The 16,612-nt window shown below is 42.1% G+C and carries 16 protein-coding genes; 15 read left to right on the plus strand and 1 reads right to left on the minus strand.

Annotation, left to right across the window (positions count from 1 at the left end):
- Positions 1-29 precede the first annotated feature (29 nt).
- The 9 genes from ACDD58_RS12600 (at position 30) to ACDD58_RS12640 (ending at position 7,610) form a co-directional block, all read left to right on the plus strand.
- Positions 30-761 (plus strand): hypothetical protein, encoded by a 732-nt coding sequence (locus ACDD58_RS12600; protein WP_370777758.1) that lies wholly within the window; start codon positions 30-32, stop codon positions 759-761.
- Positions 762-792: 31 nt separating this feature from the next.
- Positions 793-2,004 (plus strand): tryptophan synthase subunit beta, encoded by a 1,212-nt coding sequence (trpB, locus tag ACDD58_RS12605; protein WP_370777760.1) that lies wholly within the window; start codon positions 793-795, stop codon positions 2,002-2,004.
- 108 nt (positions 2,005-2,112) lie between these two features.
- Positions 2,113-2,907, plus strand: a complete 795-nt coding sequence (trpA, locus tag ACDD58_RS12610; RefSeq protein ID WP_370777761.1) for a tryptophan synthase subunit alpha — start codon at positions 2,113-2,115, stop codon at positions 2,905-2,907.
- Positions 2,908-3,073: 166 nt separating this feature from the next.
- Complete coding sequence (trpD, locus tag ACDD58_RS12615) at positions 3,074-4,084, plus strand: anthranilate phosphoribosyltransferase (RefSeq protein ID WP_370777763.1); 1,011 nt, start codon at positions 3,074-3,076, stop codon at positions 4,082-4,084.
- An 18-nt stretch (positions 4,085-4,102) separates the two neighbouring features.
- Positions 4,103-5,140, plus strand: coding sequence for a low specificity L-threonine aldolase (locus tag ACDD58_RS12620; protein ID WP_118209013.1), 1,038 nt, complete (start codon positions 4,103-4,105; stop codon positions 5,138-5,140).
- Between the two features lie 17 nt (positions 5,141-5,157).
- Positions 5,158-6,177 (plus strand): asparaginase, encoded by a 1,020-nt coding sequence (locus ACDD58_RS12625; protein WP_370777764.1) that lies wholly within the window; start codon positions 5,158-5,160, stop codon positions 6,175-6,177.
- A gap of 186 nt (positions 6,178-6,363) precedes the next feature.
- Positions 6,364-6,915 (plus strand): biotin transporter BioY, encoded by a 552-nt coding sequence (locus tag ACDD58_RS12630; RefSeq protein ID WP_370777766.1) that lies wholly within the window; start codon positions 6,364-6,366, stop codon positions 6,913-6,915.
- A 13-nt stretch (positions 6,916-6,928) separates the two neighbouring features.
- Entirely contained in the window at positions 6,929-7,351 is a 423-nt protein-coding gene (locus ACDD58_RS12635) for a DUF1284 domain-containing protein (protein ID WP_370777768.1), read from the plus strand.
- Positions 7,323-7,610 (plus strand): Ig domain-containing protein, encoded by a 288-nt coding sequence (locus ACDD58_RS12640; protein WP_370777770.1) that lies wholly within the window; start codon positions 7,323-7,325, stop codon positions 7,608-7,610. The genes ACDD58_RS12635 and ACDD58_RS12640 overlap by 29 nt, the downstream gene beginning before the upstream one ends.
- Before the next feature lie 183 nt (positions 7,611-7,793).
- Here the strand turns inward: ACDD58_RS12640 and ACDD58_RS12645 are convergent, their stop codons facing one another.
- Positions 7,794-9,053, minus strand: coding sequence for a chloride channel protein (locus ACDD58_RS12645; RefSeq protein WP_370777772.1), 1,260 nt, complete (start codon positions 9,051-9,053; stop codon positions 7,794-7,796).
- 312 nt (positions 9,054-9,365) lie between these two features.
- Between ACDD58_RS12645 and ACDD58_RS12650 the strand changes: the two genes are divergently transcribed.
- From ACDD58_RS12650 to ACDD58_RS12675, 6 genes are all read left to right on the plus strand, one after another.
- Positions 9,366-10,811 (plus strand): ABC transporter substrate-binding protein, encoded by a 1,446-nt coding sequence (locus ACDD58_RS12650; protein ID WP_370777774.1) that lies wholly within the window; start codon positions 9,366-9,368, stop codon positions 10,809-10,811.
- A gap of 286 nt (positions 10,812-11,097) precedes the next feature.
- The gene (locus ACDD58_RS12655) at positions 11,098-11,940 is read left to right on the plus strand and encodes a carbohydrate ABC transporter permease (RefSeq protein WP_117919294.1); all 843 of its coding nucleotides are present in this window, start codon (positions 11,098-11,100) and stop codon (positions 11,938-11,940) included.
- Positions 11,940-12,806: a carbohydrate ABC transporter permease gene (locus ACDD58_RS12660; RefSeq protein ID WP_015520530.1), complete on the plus strand. Its 867-nt coding sequence runs from the start codon at positions 11,940-11,942 to the stop codon at positions 12,804-12,806. The genes ACDD58_RS12655 and ACDD58_RS12660 overlap by 1 nt, the downstream gene beginning before the upstream one ends.
- 86 nt (positions 12,807-12,892) lie before the next feature.
- Positions 12,893-13,912: a LacI family DNA-binding transcriptional regulator gene (locus ACDD58_RS12665; RefSeq protein ID WP_186899527.1), complete on the plus strand. Its 1,020-nt coding sequence runs from the start codon at positions 12,893-12,895 to the stop codon at positions 13,910-13,912.
- 30 nt (positions 13,913-13,942) lie between these two features.
- Complete coding sequence (malQ, locus tag ACDD58_RS12670; protein WP_370777777.1) at positions 13,943-15,472, plus strand: 4-alpha-glucanotransferase; 1,530 nt, start codon at positions 13,943-13,945, stop codon at positions 15,470-15,472.
- 162 nt (positions 15,473-15,634) lie between these two features.
- Complete coding sequence (locus ACDD58_RS12675; protein WP_118209009.1) at positions 15,635-16,567, plus strand: diacylglycerol kinase family protein; 933 nt, start codon at positions 15,635-15,637, stop codon at positions 16,565-16,567.
- Positions 16,568-16,612 lie beyond the last annotated feature (45 nt).

Raw genomic sequence — 16,612 nt, forward strand, 5'->3', positions numbered from 1 at the left:
GCTGCATTTTAGAAAAGAGGGGGTGCGTGATGCCGGAACAAAAAAGTGTGCAGATTAAGATCTGTGGGATCACAGGAAAAGAAGAAATTAGATGGCTGAATGAGGAAGATGTTTCTTATGCCGGATTTGTCCTGTATGAGAAAAGCAGCCGGTATGTTCCGATTCGTAAAGTAAGTGAGCTGTTTGAGAAATTAAATGAAAATATAAAAAAAGTTGCCGTCACGGTAAGTCCGGATGTAAAGCTGGTAGAACAGATCATGGATGCAGGATTTGATATCTTGCAGGTACATGGAAGTCTGACAGAAGAAGTCCTTACAGCGGCAGAAATTCCAGTCTGGCAGGCAGTCAATATGACGGATGAAGGTATATTTGAAAAAATTGCACGGGAATATACGAATCTGTCTTTGAATAGAAAAAGTCCTTTCACGCAGGAAAAAAAGCTGATGGGGAAAGAAAAGATTACAGCGCTTCTTATGGATGCAAAAGAATTTGGAAGCGGAAAAACGTTTGGATGGGATGCCTTTTTGCAGGGAGAAGGAGAGGAAAAATTCAGACATTTCCGGCAGATACTTAAGGCATGGAATATCCAGTTTGTACTTGCGGGAGGACTGAACCCGGATAATGTCAGCCGTGGAATCCATATTTTTGCACCGAATATTGTAGATGTAAGTTCCGGAGTGGAGAAAAAGCCTGGAACAGGAAGCGGAAAGGACAAAGAAAAAATACAGAAATTTGTACAAAAGGTGCAAAGTGTTATATAAAGCAGATCAATCTAAGAAAGGAAATAAAACTATGAACCAGAAAGCATATTATGGAGAATTTGGAGGACAGTATGTAGCAGAGTCTCTGATGAATACATTAGAGGAATTAGACAAAGCATTTGAGGAGGCAATCCATGATCCAGAGTTTATGAAACAGTATTACTATTATTTAAAACAGTATGTGGGACGCGAGACACCTCTTTATTTTGCAGAACGTCTCAGTGAAAGATATGGCACAAAGATCTATTTAAAACGTGAAGATTTAAATCACACCGGGGCACATAAGATCAACAATGTCATCGGACAGATATTACTTGCAAAACGAATGGGAAAAAAGAAGGTAATTGCAGAGACCGGTGCAGGACAGCATGGTGTGGCAACAGCGACAGGTGCAGCTTTGTTTGATATGGAATGTACGGTTTATATGGGTGAGGAAGACATTAAGCGTCAGGCATTAAATGTTATGAGAATGGAAATGTTAGGCGCAAAGGTCGTCAGCGTCCGTTCCGGCAGCAATACATTAAAGGATGCCACCAATGAGGCAATCCGTACCTGGGCAAAGACAGCCGAAGATACATTTTATATCATCGGTTCTGCGGTAGGTCCATATCCATATCCGAAGATGGTCAAGGAATTTCAGAGCGTGATCAGTAAAGAGGCGAAAAAACAGTTCCTGGAAGTAGAACATAAACTGCCGGATGCTGTGATGGCATGTGTGGGAGGCGGTTCTAACTCCATCGGAATGTTTGCAGATTTTATTGAGGAGCCATCGGTAAAGCTGATCGGTGTCGAAGCAGCCGGAAAAGGAATCGAGACAGGGGAGCACGCTTCTGCAATGGCACTTGGTGAGCCGGGAGTTTTACACGGAATGCGTTCTTATCTCCTGCAGGATGAAGATGGAAATGTAAAACTGGCACATTCCATCTCCGCAGGACTTGATTATCCGGGTGTCGGACCGGAACACGCTTATCTCAGGGACACAGGAAGGGCAGAATATGTTTCCGTTACCGATACAGAGGCAATGGATGCGTTAATGGAACTCTGTAAATTAGAGGGTATCATTCCTGCGATCGAGAGTGCGCATGCCGTAGCTTATGCATGTAAATATGCGAAAGAGCTTACCGAAAAACTGGGAGCAGAGGAAGCAAAGAATAAGACAATGATCATCTGTCTGTCAGGACGTGGAGATAAAGATGTCAATACGATCGCTGATTATCTTGCTGGAAAAGGCTACCTGAACTGATATAAAAATAGTAAATAATAGAATGTACGATTCGCAGACATTCTATTGTCATGGATCAGAGCGGAAATATAGAAACATGGTTTCAGAAAAGAAAGGAAAATAGCAGATATGAATCGTATTGAAGCAAAAATGAAAGCCTTACAGGAAAAGGGAGAAAAGGCATTTATTACCTATATCACAGCGGGACTTCCGGATCTGGAGGGCACAAAGAAACTTTTAAAAGCGCAGGAGGAGGCAGGACTTGATGTGGTGGAACTCGGAATCCCGTTTTCCGATCCTGTGGCAGACGGTCCGGTTATCCAGGATGCGTCCTATAAAGCAATCTGTAACGGTATTAATCTGAAAAAGGTATTTGTGACGGTAGAAGAGTTAAGAAAAGAAGGCTCTGAACTTCCAATCGTTTTTATGATGTATTACAACACGGTACTGCATTACGGAGTAGAGGCGTTTGTAAAAAAATGTAATGAGGTTGGTGTAGATGGACTGATCATCCCGGATCTTCCTTTCGAGGAGCAGGAAGAAATAAACCAATATTTAAATCAGGATGATACGACGATATTAATTCAGCTTGTTTCACCTGTTTCAGGCGATCGTATTCCAAAGATATTAGACGGTGCAAAAGGATTTGTATACTGTGTGTCATCCATGGGAGTGACAGGTCAGGGAGCAGAGTTTCATAAGGAGGTTTTAAGTTATCTTAAGAGAGTTAAGGAGGCATCAAAGATCCCGGTTATGATGGGATTTGGCATCCGTACGGCAGAGGATGTGAAGCCGATGAAGGATACGATCGATGGTGCGATCGTCGGAAGCCATTTTATCCGTCTGATGGAGGAAAATGATTACAGCACAAAAGTGGCAGCAGAATATTGCAGCACATTTAAGAAAGAATTAAATCAGCTTTAAATAAAAACAGGGAGGAAAATCATGCACTGCATGCTGGGCATTGCTCCTGCAAGAGGCAAATGCTATAAAAAACATAGCATGCATTTTGCTCCGCAAAACAGGGAGGAAAATCCTCTGCTCCTGCAAAGGCAGTCGCATTTTGCTCCGCAAAACAGGGAGGATCATCATGAAAGAATACATAGCAAAAGTTGTAGATGGAAAAGATTTAACTGAAGAAGAAGCAAAAAAAGCAATGGAGATCATGCTCAGTGGAGAGGCGACACAGGCACAGATCGCAGCATTTTTAACAGCGATGCGTATGAAAGGGGAAACATTAGAGGAACTGATCGGTCTTGCATCGGTATTGCGGGATAAAGCCGAGACGATCACACCAAGGGCAGAAAACTATGTGGATCTGGTCGGAACAGGTGGAGACTGTACCTATACATTTAATATTTCAACAACATCTGCCTTCGTTGTTGCAGCGGCAGGACTTCCGGTCGCAAAGCATGGAAACCGTTCGATTTCCTCGAAATCCGGTGCCGGGGATGTGCTTGAGGCACTTGGAGTCAATATCATGGCAGAACCTGCACTGGTTCAGAAATGTGTTGATGAAGTTGGCATCGGTTTCATGTTTGCCCAGCTTTTCAATAAATCCATGAAGTATGTCGGTCAGGCGAGAAAAGAGATGCGAGTCCGTACCGTATTTAATATTTTAGGACCGTTAGCGAATCCATCGCGTGCAAAAAATATGGTCGTTGGTGTATACAGTCCGGCATTGACGGAAAAAATAGCAAAAGCAATGAGTAAACTTGGTGTAGAGCGCGGATTTGTCATCAGTGGAAATGACAATATGGATGAATTTACATTAAGCGGCACGACTACCGTATCCGAGATCAATGGCGATGATGTTAAAACTTATGAAGTAACCCCGGAACAGTTTGGATTAAAGAGGGTTTCCTTAGAAGAGCTGCGCGGTGGGGATGGTGTGCAGAATGCAGCCATTACGAAAGCAATTTTAAGTGGAGAAGAAAAAGGAGCGAAAAGAGATATCGTTCTTTTGAATGCCGGAGCTACTCTTTATATCGGAGGGGTTGCAGATTCCATAGAATCTGGTGTAAAATTAGCTGCAGAAACGATCGACTCCGGAAAAGCAATGAAAAAACTTGAGGAATTAGTCAGAGTTTCAAATTCATAATGAAACAGGAGAGAAGCAATGATACGATTTAACAGCGATTATACGGAAGGCTGCCATCCGGCAATTTTAAAAAAACTCGAAGAGACAAACATGGAGCAGACAGCAGGATATGGAGAGGATGAATATTGCAGAGAGGCGGCAGAACGGATAAAAGCTGTCTGCCTTGCACCGGATGCAGATGTGCATTTTCTGGTGGGAGGAACACAGACAAATGTTACGGTCATTGCATCCGCATTAAAATCATATCAGGGAGTCATCACGGCGACAACCGGACATATCAATGTACATGAAACAGGTGCACTTGAAGCGTGCGGACACAAATGTCTGACAATCGAGACGCCGGATGGCAAACTGACAGCAGAACAGGTTTTAAAATATACAAAAGCGCATTTTGCAGATGAGAGTTTTGAACATACAGTGCAGCCCAAAATGGTATATATTTCCAATCCTACAGAACTTGGTACTATTTATAAAAAAGCAGAACTTGAGACATTATACCGTGTGTGCAGGGAAAATGACCTGTATCTGTTTTTGGATGGTGCAAGACTCGGTTACGGTCTTGCATGCAGGGAAAATGATCTGACGATGGCTGACATTGCAGCGAATACGGATGTTTTCTATATTGGAGGAACCAAAGTAGGCGCATTATTCGGAGAAGCTGTTGTGATCACCAATCCGGAGTTAAAAAAGGATTTCCGGTATAACATCAAACAGCGTGGCGGTATGTTAGCAAAGGGAAGACTGCTGGGCATCCAGTTCCTGACTTTATTTGAAGAAAACCGTTATTTTGAGATATCGGCACATGCAGCACATCTGGCAGAAAAATTAAAAGATGAACTGACAAAAATGGGGGTAACATTTTATATTGATTCCCCGACAAACCAGCAGTTTCCGGTCTTGCCGGATGATGTGTTAGAGAAACTGGGAGAAAAATACAGTTTTGCATATCAGGCAAGAGTGGATGAAACACACAGTGCAGTCCGTTTTTGTACCTGCTGGGCAACGAAAGAAGAAAATATCGATGCACTTCTTGCTGACATAAGAGCGATCATATAGGAATGGAGACAGATAAAATGCCGGCAAAGAAAAAGATATTATTACTTGCAACAGGAGGTACGATTGCTTCTAAAAAATCTGAAAATGGTTTAAAACCGCAGATCACACCGGAAGAATTATTAGAGTACATTCCACAGGTAAAAGAATTCTGTGAGGTATCCGCGATACAGTTATTAAATCTTGACAGTTCTAATATGGAGCCAAAGCACTGGAAAAAGATCGTGCATGCGATCCGGGAATATTATGATGCTTATGATGGATTTGTAATTGCCCATGGCACAGATACGATGGCGTATACAGCAGCAGCGTTATCATATATGATCCAGAATTCAACGAAGCCGATCGTGATCACGGGAGCACAGAAACCGATCGATCTTGAGATCACGGATGCAAAGTCAAATCTGATTGATAGTTTTTTGTATGCGTCAGATGAAAAATCACAGGGTGTGCAGATCGTTTTTGATGGTAAAGTTATCGCCGGAACGCGTGCAAAGAAGGTCAGATCCAAAAGTTATAATGCGTTTTCGAGTATTGATTTTCCGTCACTGGCAGTCATTCAGGATGGGAATATTATGCGTTATCTGCCGATGCTCCCTTATGAGGATGAAGTACGGTTTTATGAAGAACTTGATGAAAATATTTTTTTGATGAAACTGATCCCTGGCATCAGACCTAGAGTTTTACAGAGTATTTTTGAAAATTATGACTGTATCATTGTGGAAAGTTTTGGTGTGGGCGGCATACCAAAATCAATAGCTGATGAATTTTACCGGTTATGCAGGCAGTACCCTGACAAACTGGTTGTTATGGCGACGCAGGTGGCTCATGAGGGAAGCGATATGACAGTATACGAGGTCGGTCATGATATGAAGAAGTACTGCCGTTTTTTAGAGTCCTATGATATGACATTAGAATCTGTGATCGCAAAAACGATGTGGATGCTTGGAAATTTTGATCTTTGCAGCGTAGATCCGAACGATATTTTTTATAATAATATTAATTATGATGTGATCTTTGGAAAAAACAGGAAGTGCTGAAGCTGTTTTTGCTGTGATCTGGTAAAATATAGTCTTTGGAGTATAGCTTGACAGCGATTGAACAGTGACCTGCAAATGATGAAATGTAAACAATATATATGAAAAGGTTGACAATAAAAGAGAATCGGAATAGACTGTAAAGAAACAAAAGCGGAAAATGTTTTGTCCGCAGAAAAGAGGAGAAACATGAAAATTTCAACAAAAACAATCGTTACCGTTGGAATGTTTACTGCGGTTCTTGCAGTTCTTTCCATTCTTCAGATTCCGATGCCGACAGGTGTTCCAATCACGCTGCAGACATTTGCAATGGCGTTATGTGGGTATGTGTTAGGATGGCAGCTTGGAATTTCAGCAACATTGCTTTATATTGTACTGGGAACTGTTGGTGTTCCGATTTTTGCAGGAATGAGTGCAGGACCGGGCGTGTTATTTGGCTATACAGGTGGATTTATTTTTGGATTTATCTTTCTGACTTTATTATGTGGTATTTCTGTGCACAGAAAAAATGCAGCAGTAAAGATTGTCCTTGGATTGGCAGGACTGATCATCTGTCATCTGCTTGGTGCGATCCAGTATGCAGTTTTGGCGAAGATTACACTTGGTGCATCTTTGGTTGCTGTGTCACTGCCGTATCTTGTAAAAGATGTGATTTCCGTGGTTGGTGCTTATCTGGTTGCGATCGCTGTGCGTAAGGCACTTCGCGCAGGAAATATTTTGCAGGATGCAAAAGCAGCTTAAAGGCGACATATCTATGAAAAAGTTTCGCGTTCACCATATTTTATGCACCGTTCTTTACCAGGGGGAAGGGTATAGTGGGGCATTTTGTGATAATATGACACAGAAAGTGCATGAACTGAAAGATAATTTAGATGGAGCACTTATTCTTGTGACAGATCCTGATATGATCTGTGCGCGCTGCCCGAACCGGACACCGGATGATACATGTCTTGATGAAAAAAATCATGTGAAGATCAAAGATCTGGAGCTGTTAAAGTTATTCGAATGGGAAGAAAATAAAAGCTATTCTTATTACGAATTATTACTGGATGCAGCCGGAAAAATGGATGCAAAAGAGTTTACGAGAAGTTGTGGAAAATGTAGATGGTATAAGGAAGGATTATGTAGTTATGAAATGTGGCGGAAAAATGCAGAAGAAATATTACGCAAAAAATAGGCAGACGAGGTTCTGCCTGTTTTTGCGCCAGGCTATGGCATGGGCACTGATCGTTATGCTTGTTGTTTCCGGAATGGTGGGATGGCAGACAGAGAAAGTGCAGGCTGCAACCAGGAAACCGGTCAAAATTACATTAAGTAAAAAAGCGGTCAGTACTACGGTTGGAAGCAAAGTAAAACTGAAAGTAAAGAGTGTCAGTCCCCAAAAAGCATCTAAAAATGTTACATGGAAAAGTTCAGATAAAAAATTGCGATCGTAACATCAAAAGGAGTCGTAAAAGCAAAAAAGAAAGGAACTGTTACGATTACCGCAACAATGGACTCTTGGATATAAGGCTTATATTACTTACAAGTGATCAATATACTTTAAAAATATTCTATATCGTCAATAAAAAAGGCAGATCAATTTTTCCAATGGATTGATCTGCCTTTTAAATATAGCGTTATTCCGTCCGCTTATTGATATAATTGGTCTTATATTTTGAATAAATGATCTTCTGGCTGTGATACAGTCCGAAATAGCCGGAAAGCATATAACTGAAAGCAACTGCAAGTAAAAAATATGGCATTCCATCATAACCAAACAGCTCAAAACTGATCAGAAGAGAGGTGATCGGGCAGTTGGTCACACCGCAGAATACAGCAGCCATGCCGACAGCGGTGCAGAGTGTAGGGGAAAAACCAAGCAGGTTTCCGAACAGACATCCAAAAGCTGCGCCTGTGAAAAAGGAAGGTACAATTTCACCGCCTTTATAGCCGGCACCAAGTGTGGCGGCTGTAAAAATCATTTTCAGTAAAAATGCTTCCGGGCGTACGGTGCCATCGATGCATTGCGCAATGATATTGACGCCTGTTCCGTTATAATTCTGGTTGCCGACGAGAAGCGTGAGCACGATCACAATACATCCACCGACGAAAACCCGGACATATGGGTTCTTAAAAAAGCGTTTATAAAGTGCCTCGGATTGGTGCAGCATCACGCAGAAAAGGATGCTGATGCCGGCACAGAGAATTGCTAACACACAGATTCGGACAGCGTTGCCAATTCCAAAGGATGGAATGGAATCGATCAGAAAAAGTTCCTGTGAGATTCCGAAAGAAACAGCAATCCCGTGAGCGACAAGGGAAGATATCACACACGGAACCAATGCCGCATAATACATAATGCCGACGCTGACAACTTCCATGGAGAAAATAGCAGCAGCCATAGGTGTGCCAAACAATGCGGAGAAACAGGCACTCATGCCGCACATGATCATAATATGTTTGTCCTTGTCGTCAAAATGAAACAGTTTACCAATTCCGTTACCGATGCTTCCGCCAAGCTGCAGAGCAGCACCCTCACGGCCTGCAGAACCGCCGAACAGATGTGTGATCAGTGTGGAGATAAAAATTAACGGTGCCATTTTAAGCGGCAGATTATCGTCAGAATGGATCGCAGAGATTACGAGATTTGTTCCTGTGTCATGTTCGTCATGCAGCAGACGGTAACAGCCAACGATCACGAGACCTCCAAATGGAAGCAGAAAAATAAGCCATGGATGTTTGATGCGGATGAGTGTAACTAATGTCATACCAAAATAAAATAATGTTCCTGCACCGCCGGCAACAACACCGGAGATGATCGCAAATAAAACCCATTTAATAGAAGTTTCGATTCGTTTTAAATTATGCTTTATCTTATGTCTGATGATTTCTTTCATAATAATCCCCATTTCTGAGCAACTTGCTGCGAAGAGATGCCATCACACGAGTTCTCATTCTGAATATTTCCTAACAAAATCTTAGCATTTTCCTTCCTTTTTTACAATATAAAACAATAACAAGTGCAATATGCACAAAAACAGGATGCAATATTTAGATAAAACATTGAAAATGTCAAAATGGTATTGCGTTTTTTTGAATAGCGTCTTATAATCTGACTATCAAATGAAAACGTTACCGGAAGCATTACCGCAAACAATACCGGAAACGTTTCACGAGATATCATACACAATTTCAGGAGGGTAAAAAAGATGAAAAGAAAAGTTTTATCAGTGATGTTAGCATCCGCTATGTTAGCAACCATGTTTGCAGGATGTGGTAACGGAAATACGGGGAATACTTCCGGAACGGCAAACGCAGGAAACAAGACAGAAGAGGCTGCAAAGACAACAGAGGCATCTGATGCAGGGCAGACTGCAGACAGTGCATCGGGAAGCGGTTCTGTATATTATCTGAACTTCAAACCGGAGCAGGATCAGGCATGGCAGGATTTAGCAGGTATCTATACTGAGCAGACCGGTGTACCGGTAACGGTTATCACGGCTGCAGATGGTACATATGAGCAGACATTAAAATCTGAGATGGCAAAGAGCGAAGCTCCTACATTATTTCAGGTAAATGGACCGGTAGGACTTGCAAACTGGAAAGATTACTGCTACGACTTATCTGACAGCGAGATCTGCAAACAGCTTTCAAGTGAAGATTTTGCATTAAAGAATGATGCCGGCGAGGTTTCCGGTGTCGCATATGTGCTCGAGACATACGGTATCATTTACAATAAGAAGATTTTAAATGATTACTGTACCATGGATAACGCAGTGATTTCTTCTCCGGATGAGATCAACAGCTTTGACAAATTAAAAGCAGTGGCAGATGATATTCAGGCGAGAAAAGATGAGATCAACAGCCAGTTCGGATACGATCTTCAGGGTGCATTCACATCCGCAGGTATGGATGGATCTTCTGACTGGAGATTTAAGACACATCTTGCAAATCTTCCAATTTACTATGAATACAAAGACAAAGGCATCACAAGCACAGATGCGATCGAGGGAACATACCTTGATAATTACAAACAGATCTGGGATTTATACATCACAGATTCTACCTGTGAGCCGGGCGTTCTTTCAAGCAAAACAGGTGATGAAGCTGAGTCAGAGTTCGGTATGGAAGAAGCAGTATTCTATCAGAATGGTACATGGGAGTATGGCAATCTGACAAACGAGGATAATGGATATTTAGTAACAGCAGATGATATGGGCATGATGCCGATTTACATTGGTGCTCCTGGTGAAGAAAATCAGGGACTCTGCACAGGTTCCGAAAACTACTGGTGTGTAAACAAACAGGCTTCGGAGGAAGATATTCAGGCAACACTTGATTTCTTAAGCTGGGTAATTAATTCGGATGAAGGACGTGACTCCATGGCGCATGCAATGGGATTTACAACACCATTCTTAACATTTACCGGAGATTATGTAGCTGACAACGTATTCATTCAGGATGCAAACCAGTATATTGCAGATGGCAAGACTCCTGTTTCATGGAACTTCTCAACCATTCCTTCTGAGACATGGAAAGATGGCGTTGGTTCTGCATTACTTGAGTATGCACAGGGTACCGGTGACTGGGATGCAGTTGTAAGTGCATTCGTAGACGGCTGGGCAACTGAGTATGCAGCAGCAAACGGACAGTAAATAATAACTCCTCTTTTAGAAAATAGTAAATTTGTGGTTACTGTTCACTCGCAAGCTTGACACTTGCTGTCAAGCTGTGCGCCAAAGACTATATCATGCCAGATTACAGCCCTATGCATCGAAGATGCATTTAAAATGGGCTGTAATCGTTACTGCTCACACAGTATGTGTGAACAGTAACAATTTGTGCGGTATCTGTGCCGATACCGCACAAACCATATATAAAGGAAATTTTCTGAAAGAACTGCATTTAGAGATTGAACGGATTTATGAGAGGTTAAAGACTATGGAGAAATCAATAAAAAAATATTTTCCAATTTTTGCGCTCCCGACTTTAGTGGCATTTACCATAGGTTTTATAGTTCCTTTTCTTATGGGTATCTATTTATCATTTTGTGAATTTACCACAGTAACGGATGCGTCATTTGTCGGACTGAAAAATTACCTGCGTGTATTTACCGATCCAACATTTGTACATGCGCTGTGGTATACCGCATTATTTACGGTGGTATCAGTGCTTACGATCAATGTATTTGCATTTACCATAGCGATGCTTTTAACAAAGGGAATTAAGGGAACAAATGTGTTCCGAACTGTATTTTTTATGCCGAACCTGATCGGAGGTATCGTTTTAGGATATATCTGGCAGATCCTTTTAAACGGAATTCTGGCAAACTTCGGAAAAACATTGACCTATTCTTCCTCATATGGTTTCTGGGGACTGATCGTTTTGATGAACTGGCAGCAGATCGGTTATATGATGATCATTTATATTGCGGGTATCCAGAACATTCCGGGTGAACTGATCGAGGCAGCAAAGATGGATGGTGCAAACAGCTGGCAGCTGTTAAAGAAAGTAACGATTCCGATGGTTATGCCATCCATCACGATTTGTACATTCCTGACACTGACGAACTCCTTTAAGCTGTTCGACCAGAACCTTGCATTGACAGCAGGAGAGCCGTCAAACAATTCACAGATGCTTGCGTTAAATATCTTTGATACATTTTATGGAAGAAATGGATGGGAAGGTGTCGGACAGGCGAAGGCGGTGATCTTCTTTATCATAGTGGCAGTTATCGCACTGGCACAGAACCGTCTGACCAGAAGTAAGGAGGTACAGCAGTAATGGCAAAACAGACAGACAATCAGGTAAGTGCAGTAAGGCGTGCAAAACACGGATGGATACTGACACTGTTTTTCAGCATTTTAGCTGTATTTTATCTGTATCCGATTTTTTTGGTGTTGATCAACTCGTTAAAGAAAAAAGGATTTATTATGAAAAGTCCTTTTGCACTTCCGGATGAGCGTTCTTTCTTCGGTATGACAAACTTTGTAAAGGGAATTGAGAAGACGAATTTCTTTGCAGCGTTCGGTAACTCGGTTATTATCACGGTAGGTTCCGTGGCAGTGATCATATTCTGCACATCCATGTGTGCATGGTTTATCACCAGAGTACATAATAAATTTACCATGGCACTTTACATGTTATGTCTTTTCTCCATGATCGTGCCGTTCCAGATGGTAATGTTCCCGTTATCTAAGCTGGCAAACATGATGCATTTGAGCAACCCGATCGGTATTATATTAGTATATCTGGGATTTGGAGCAGGGCTTGCGGTATTTATGTTCTGTGGATTTGTAAAGAGCATTCCGTTAGAGATCGAGGAGGCCGCCATGATCGATGGCTGTACACCCATCCAGACCTTCTTCCAGGTCGTATTCCCAATCATGAAACCAACGGTTATCACGGTTGCAATCTTACAGGCAATGTGGATCTGGAATGATTATCTGTTGCCGTATCTGGTACTTGACCTGAAAAAATATAAGACGATCCCGATTGTAATCCAGTATTTAAAAGGCGGTTACGGTGCGGTAGACTGGGGTACCATGATGGCGATGCTGGTACTCGCAATCATCCCGATCATCATTTTTTATGGAATCTGTCAGAAATATATTATTGAAGGAGTAGTTGCAGGAGCGGTAAAAGGCTGATATATTATTAAGAAATGTATATTTTTTGTTGAAATTTGACAAAAATTCAAATTTTACGAAAAAATACGAAAAAATAGTAGACAGGAATGAAAAATATGGTTACGATAAAAGACATAGCCAGGGAATCAGGATATTCCGTCAGTACCGTGTCACGTGTGCTGAATCACAGAAATGATGTCAGTCCGGATGCAAAAAAGAAAATCGAAAAAGTAGTCGCAGCGTATAATTTTGTGCCAAACAATAACGCGAAACATCTAAAACAGAGTAATTCCAAATCCATTGGTGTGCTGGTAAAAGGTATCCAAAATATGCTTTTTGCCAGCATCGTGGAAGAAATCCAGTGTATGATTGAAAATACAGACTATACGCTGATCGTATCCTATTTAGATGAGGATGCAGATGAGGTGGAGCAGGCAGTTCTCCTCTGCAGGGAGAGAAAGCCGCTTGGACTGCTCTTTTTAGGAGGTAATCCGGAGTATTTCAAAAAAGAATTTGCGCAGGTCGATGTGCCGTGTGTGCTTGTGACAAACCTTGCAGACCAGATGGATTTTCCAAACCTTTCTTCTGTTGCGACAGACGATATTGCCGCTGCAAAATGTGCAGTGGATGCGTTATTTGATGCAGGGCATACAAAAATCGGTATTTTAGGTGGTGATATTGAAAAATCATACACCAGTCATCAGCGGTTTATTGGCTGTCAGCAGAGCTTTCTTGAGCATGATATGGTGTTTGTGCCAGAGAAAAGTTACGAAAAAGCACGATTTTCCTATGACAGTGCATATCGTGCGATGAAACGTCTGATCGCACGATGCCCGGATATCACAGCGGTGTTTGCTATGTCAGATGTCATGGCGATCGGTGCGATCCGTGCATTGCGGGATTTAGAATACCGTGTGCCGGAGGATGTGTCGGTTATCGGATTTGACGGAACTGCACTGGCAGAATATTACAATCCAAAACTTGCAACGATCAAACAGCAGTATCAGACGCTTGCAACCAGAAGTGTTGAGATCCTGTTTGGACAGATTGAGTTAAAAAGGAGTCAGATCCATGAGATCGTCCCGTTTGAACTGGCGAGTGGAGAGAGTATTCAAAAAATCAGGTAACACATATAGATAGTAGGAGGAACAAATATTATGAGGACCAGCGGTGTGCTGATGCACATATCTTCCCTGCCGTCTCCTTACGGAATCGGTACTATGGGAAAAGAAGCAAGAAAATTTGCAGATTTTTTGAAAAAGGCAGGTCAGAAATACTGGCAGATCCTGCCAATCTGTCCGACCAGCTACGGAGATTCCCCGTATCAGTCTTTTTCCAGCTTTGCAGGTAATCCTTATTTTATTGATTTAGAATATCTTTGCAAAGAAAAATTACTGACAAAAAAAGAATGTGAATCATTTTCGTGGGGAACCAATCCGCAGTATGTGGATTATGGTCAGATGTATGTCTCACGTTATCCTTTGTTAAAGAAAGCATATGACAGGTTCAGGAAAAATGAGCCGGAAGATTTTGCAGCATTCTGCAAGGATGAAGCAGAGTGGCTGGATGAATATGCACTTTTTATGGCATTAAAAGATGCTAACGGCGGTGTTGCATGGTTTGAGTGGGAAAAAGACTTAAAAACCAGAAAAACGGAAGCCTTAAAAGAAGCGCGGGTTACCTATGCAGAAGATATTGCGTTTTATAAAATGTTACAGTATCTGTTCTTTAAACAGTGGTGGGATTTAAAAGCGTATGTCAATGATCTTGGCATTGAGATCATCGGTGACGTGCCGATCTATGTTGCCGGAGACAGTGCTGATGTCTGGGCAAATCCGGGACAGTTTTATCTCGATGAGGAGTTAAATCCGATCGATGTAGCAGGCTGCCCGCCGGATGCATTTTCGGCAGACGGACAGCTCTGGGGTAATCCGTTATTCCGCTGGGATGCTATGAAAAAAGACGGCTACAGCTGGTGGACGAAGCGTGTAAAAGCAATGTCAAAATTATACGATATCGTCCGTATCGATCATTTCCGCGGTTTCGATTCTTACTATGCGATCCCGGCAAAAGACGATACAGCAAGAAACGGTGAGTGGAGAAAAGGCCCTGGCATGGATCTGTTTGAGACCTTAGAGAAAAAACTCGGCAAGTTAAATATCATTGTGGAGGATCTTGGATTTTTAACACCATCTGTTTTGAAGCTGGTAAAAGATTCCGGTTTCCCGGGAATGAAGGTCATCCAGTTCGCATTTGATTCAAGAGAGGGCAGTGATTATCTGCCACACAACTATGAGAAACATTGTGTCGTATATACCGGAACACATGACAATGATACGTTGATGGGCTGGATGAAGACAGCACCGAAGGCAAGTGTTAAATTTGCGAAAGAGTACTTAAATCTCACGGAGGAAGAAGGTTTTAACTGGGGTATGATGCGCGGTGCATGGGCATCAGTCGGAGATATGGCGATCGTTCCGATGCAGGATCTGATCGGAATCGGTTCCGAGGGACGTATGAATACACCGTCCACACTCGGCGGTAACTGGGAGTGGAGAGCAACTTCAGACCAGATCACCGGAAAACTTGCAAAACGTCTCTATAAATATATGGAGATGTATGGACGACTGAACAAGGAGCCGGAAGAAGAGGCAGATGAAGCAGAAGTGCCTGCAGTGGAAAAATAATAAATCAAAATGTTTATAAGTGAAAAAGGTTTTTGGGGATCTCAGCATGTAGCAGGCTGTGATCCCCTTTTTATATTGTGGGTTCCTTTTTGTCGGAAAATGTTTTAAAATAACATTCATAAAGGCAGAAAATGCCATAAAAATATTATACGTGGGGGCTACATGCTGTATTTTATTGTCAATGAAAAGTCAAAGAGTGGAAATGCAAAGCAGATCTGGAAAGATATAGAGGAAGTGCTTAAGGTAAGAAATGTTTCTTATCAGGTATTTGTATCCGAGTACCGTGGACATGCCGGAAAACTTGCGGGCGAGATATGTGCCATGGATGATGACGATATCTGTCTGGTTGCAGTCGGTGGAGACGGAACGGCAAATGAGGTGATCAATGGGATCACAGATTTTGAAAAAGTACGTTTCGGAGTGATACCGACCGGTTCCGGCAATGATCTTGCCAGAGGATTAGCACTTTCGAAAGATCCGAAAAACGGAATTGTACATATTTTAAATGCAATGAAAAAAACACGTGAGGATACCTGGTGTATGGATTTAGGTGAGGTAATCTTTGGTGATAAAAAAAGACTGTTTGCCATCAGTTCAGGAATCGGGCTTGATGCCTTAGTCTGTAAAAAAGCATTAAAATCAACGATTAAAGATATTTTAAACAAAATCCGGCTTGGAAAGCTGACATATCTGGTTTTGACAGTACAGTCTTTATTTACAATGCAGACCGCAGATATGGAAATTGTTTTTGACAAAGAGGAAAGCATACAGAAAAAAAGAATGATATTTACCGCGGCAATGAATTTTAAGGCCGAGGGAGGCGGTGTGCCAATGGCACCGGCAGCATCTGCCTGTGATGGGAAACTGTCATTCTGTGAAGCAGCAGGAATCCCGAAATGGAGAACGTTTCTCTGCCTGCCATTTCTGGTGGCAGCGAAACATACCTCTATTCATGGGTTTTCAGTGACGGATGCAAAAGACTGCACGATACACTTAAGCCGTCCGATGGTTGTGCATGCAGATGGAGAATACTGTGGTGAAGTTGCGGAAGTCCATTTCCGTTGTCTGCCGGGAAAACTTTGCGTGCTCAAATAACGGGATTTGGTATGCTGCCGTCATAAACAGGCATTCTTCTTCATA

This window comes from Roseburia sp. (genome assembly GCF_041325975.1).
Classification (GTDB): domain Bacteria; phylum Bacillota; class Clostridia; order Lachnospirales; family Lachnospiraceae; genus Roseburia; species Roseburia rectibacter.

Bases quoted from the DNA above. Each gene is read 5' to 3' on its own strand.
- ACDD58_RS12600 (WP_370777758.1), top strand. From the start codon at position 30: ATGCCGGAACAAAAAAGTGTGCAGATTAAGATCTGTGGGATCACAGGA.
- trpB (WP_370777760.1), top strand. From the start codon at position 793: ATGAACCAGAAAGCATATTATGGAGAATTTGGAGGACAGTATGTAGCA.
- trpA (WP_370777761.1), top strand. From the start codon at position 2,113: ATGAATCGTATTGAAGCAAAAATGAAAGCCTTACAGGAAAAGGGAGAA.
- trpD (WP_370777763.1), top strand. From the start codon at position 3,074: ATGAAAGAATACATAGCAAAAGTTGTAGATGGAAAAGATTTAACTGAA.
- ACDD58_RS12620 (WP_118209013.1), top strand. From the start codon at position 4,103: ATGATACGATTTAACAGCGATTATACGGAAGGCTGCCATCCGGCAATT.
- ACDD58_RS12625 (WP_370777764.1), top strand. From the start codon at position 5,158: ATGCCGGCAAAGAAAAAGATATTATTACTTGCAACAGGAGGTACGATT.
- ACDD58_RS12630 (WP_370777766.1), top strand. From the start codon at position 6,364: ATGAAAATTTCAACAAAAACAATCGTTACCGTTGGAATGTTTACTGCG.
- ACDD58_RS12635 (WP_370777768.1), top strand. From the start codon at position 6,929: ATGAAAAAGTTTCGCGTTCACCATATTTTATGCACCGTTCTTTACCAG.
- ACDD58_RS12640 (WP_370777770.1), top strand. From the start codon at position 7,323: ATGCAGAAGAAATATTACGCAAAAAATAGGCAGACGAGGTTCTGCCTG.
- ACDD58_RS12645 (WP_370777772.1), bottom strand. From the start codon at position 9,053: ATGAAAGAAATCATCAGACATAAGATAAAGCATAATTTAAAACGAATC.
- ACDD58_RS12650 (WP_370777774.1), top strand. From the start codon at position 9,366: ATGAAAAGAAAAGTTTTATCAGTGATGTTAGCATCCGCTATGTTAGCA.
- ACDD58_RS12655 (WP_117919294.1), top strand. From the start codon at position 11,098: ATGGAGAAATCAATAAAAAAATATTTTCCAATTTTTGCGCTCCCGACT.
- ACDD58_RS12660 (WP_015520530.1), top strand. From the start codon at position 11,940: ATGGCAAAACAGACAGACAATCAGGTAAGTGCAGTAAGGCGTGCAAAA.
- ACDD58_RS12665 (WP_186899527.1), top strand. From the start codon at position 12,893: ATGAAAAATATGGTTACGATAAAAGACATAGCCAGGGAATCAGGATAT.
- malQ (WP_370777777.1), top strand. From the start codon at position 13,943: ATGAGGACCAGCGGTGTGCTGATGCACATATCTTCCCTGCCGTCTCCT.
- ACDD58_RS12675 (WP_118209009.1), top strand. From the start codon at position 15,635: ATGCTGTATTTTATTGTCAATGAAAAGTCAAAGAGTGGAAATGCAAAG.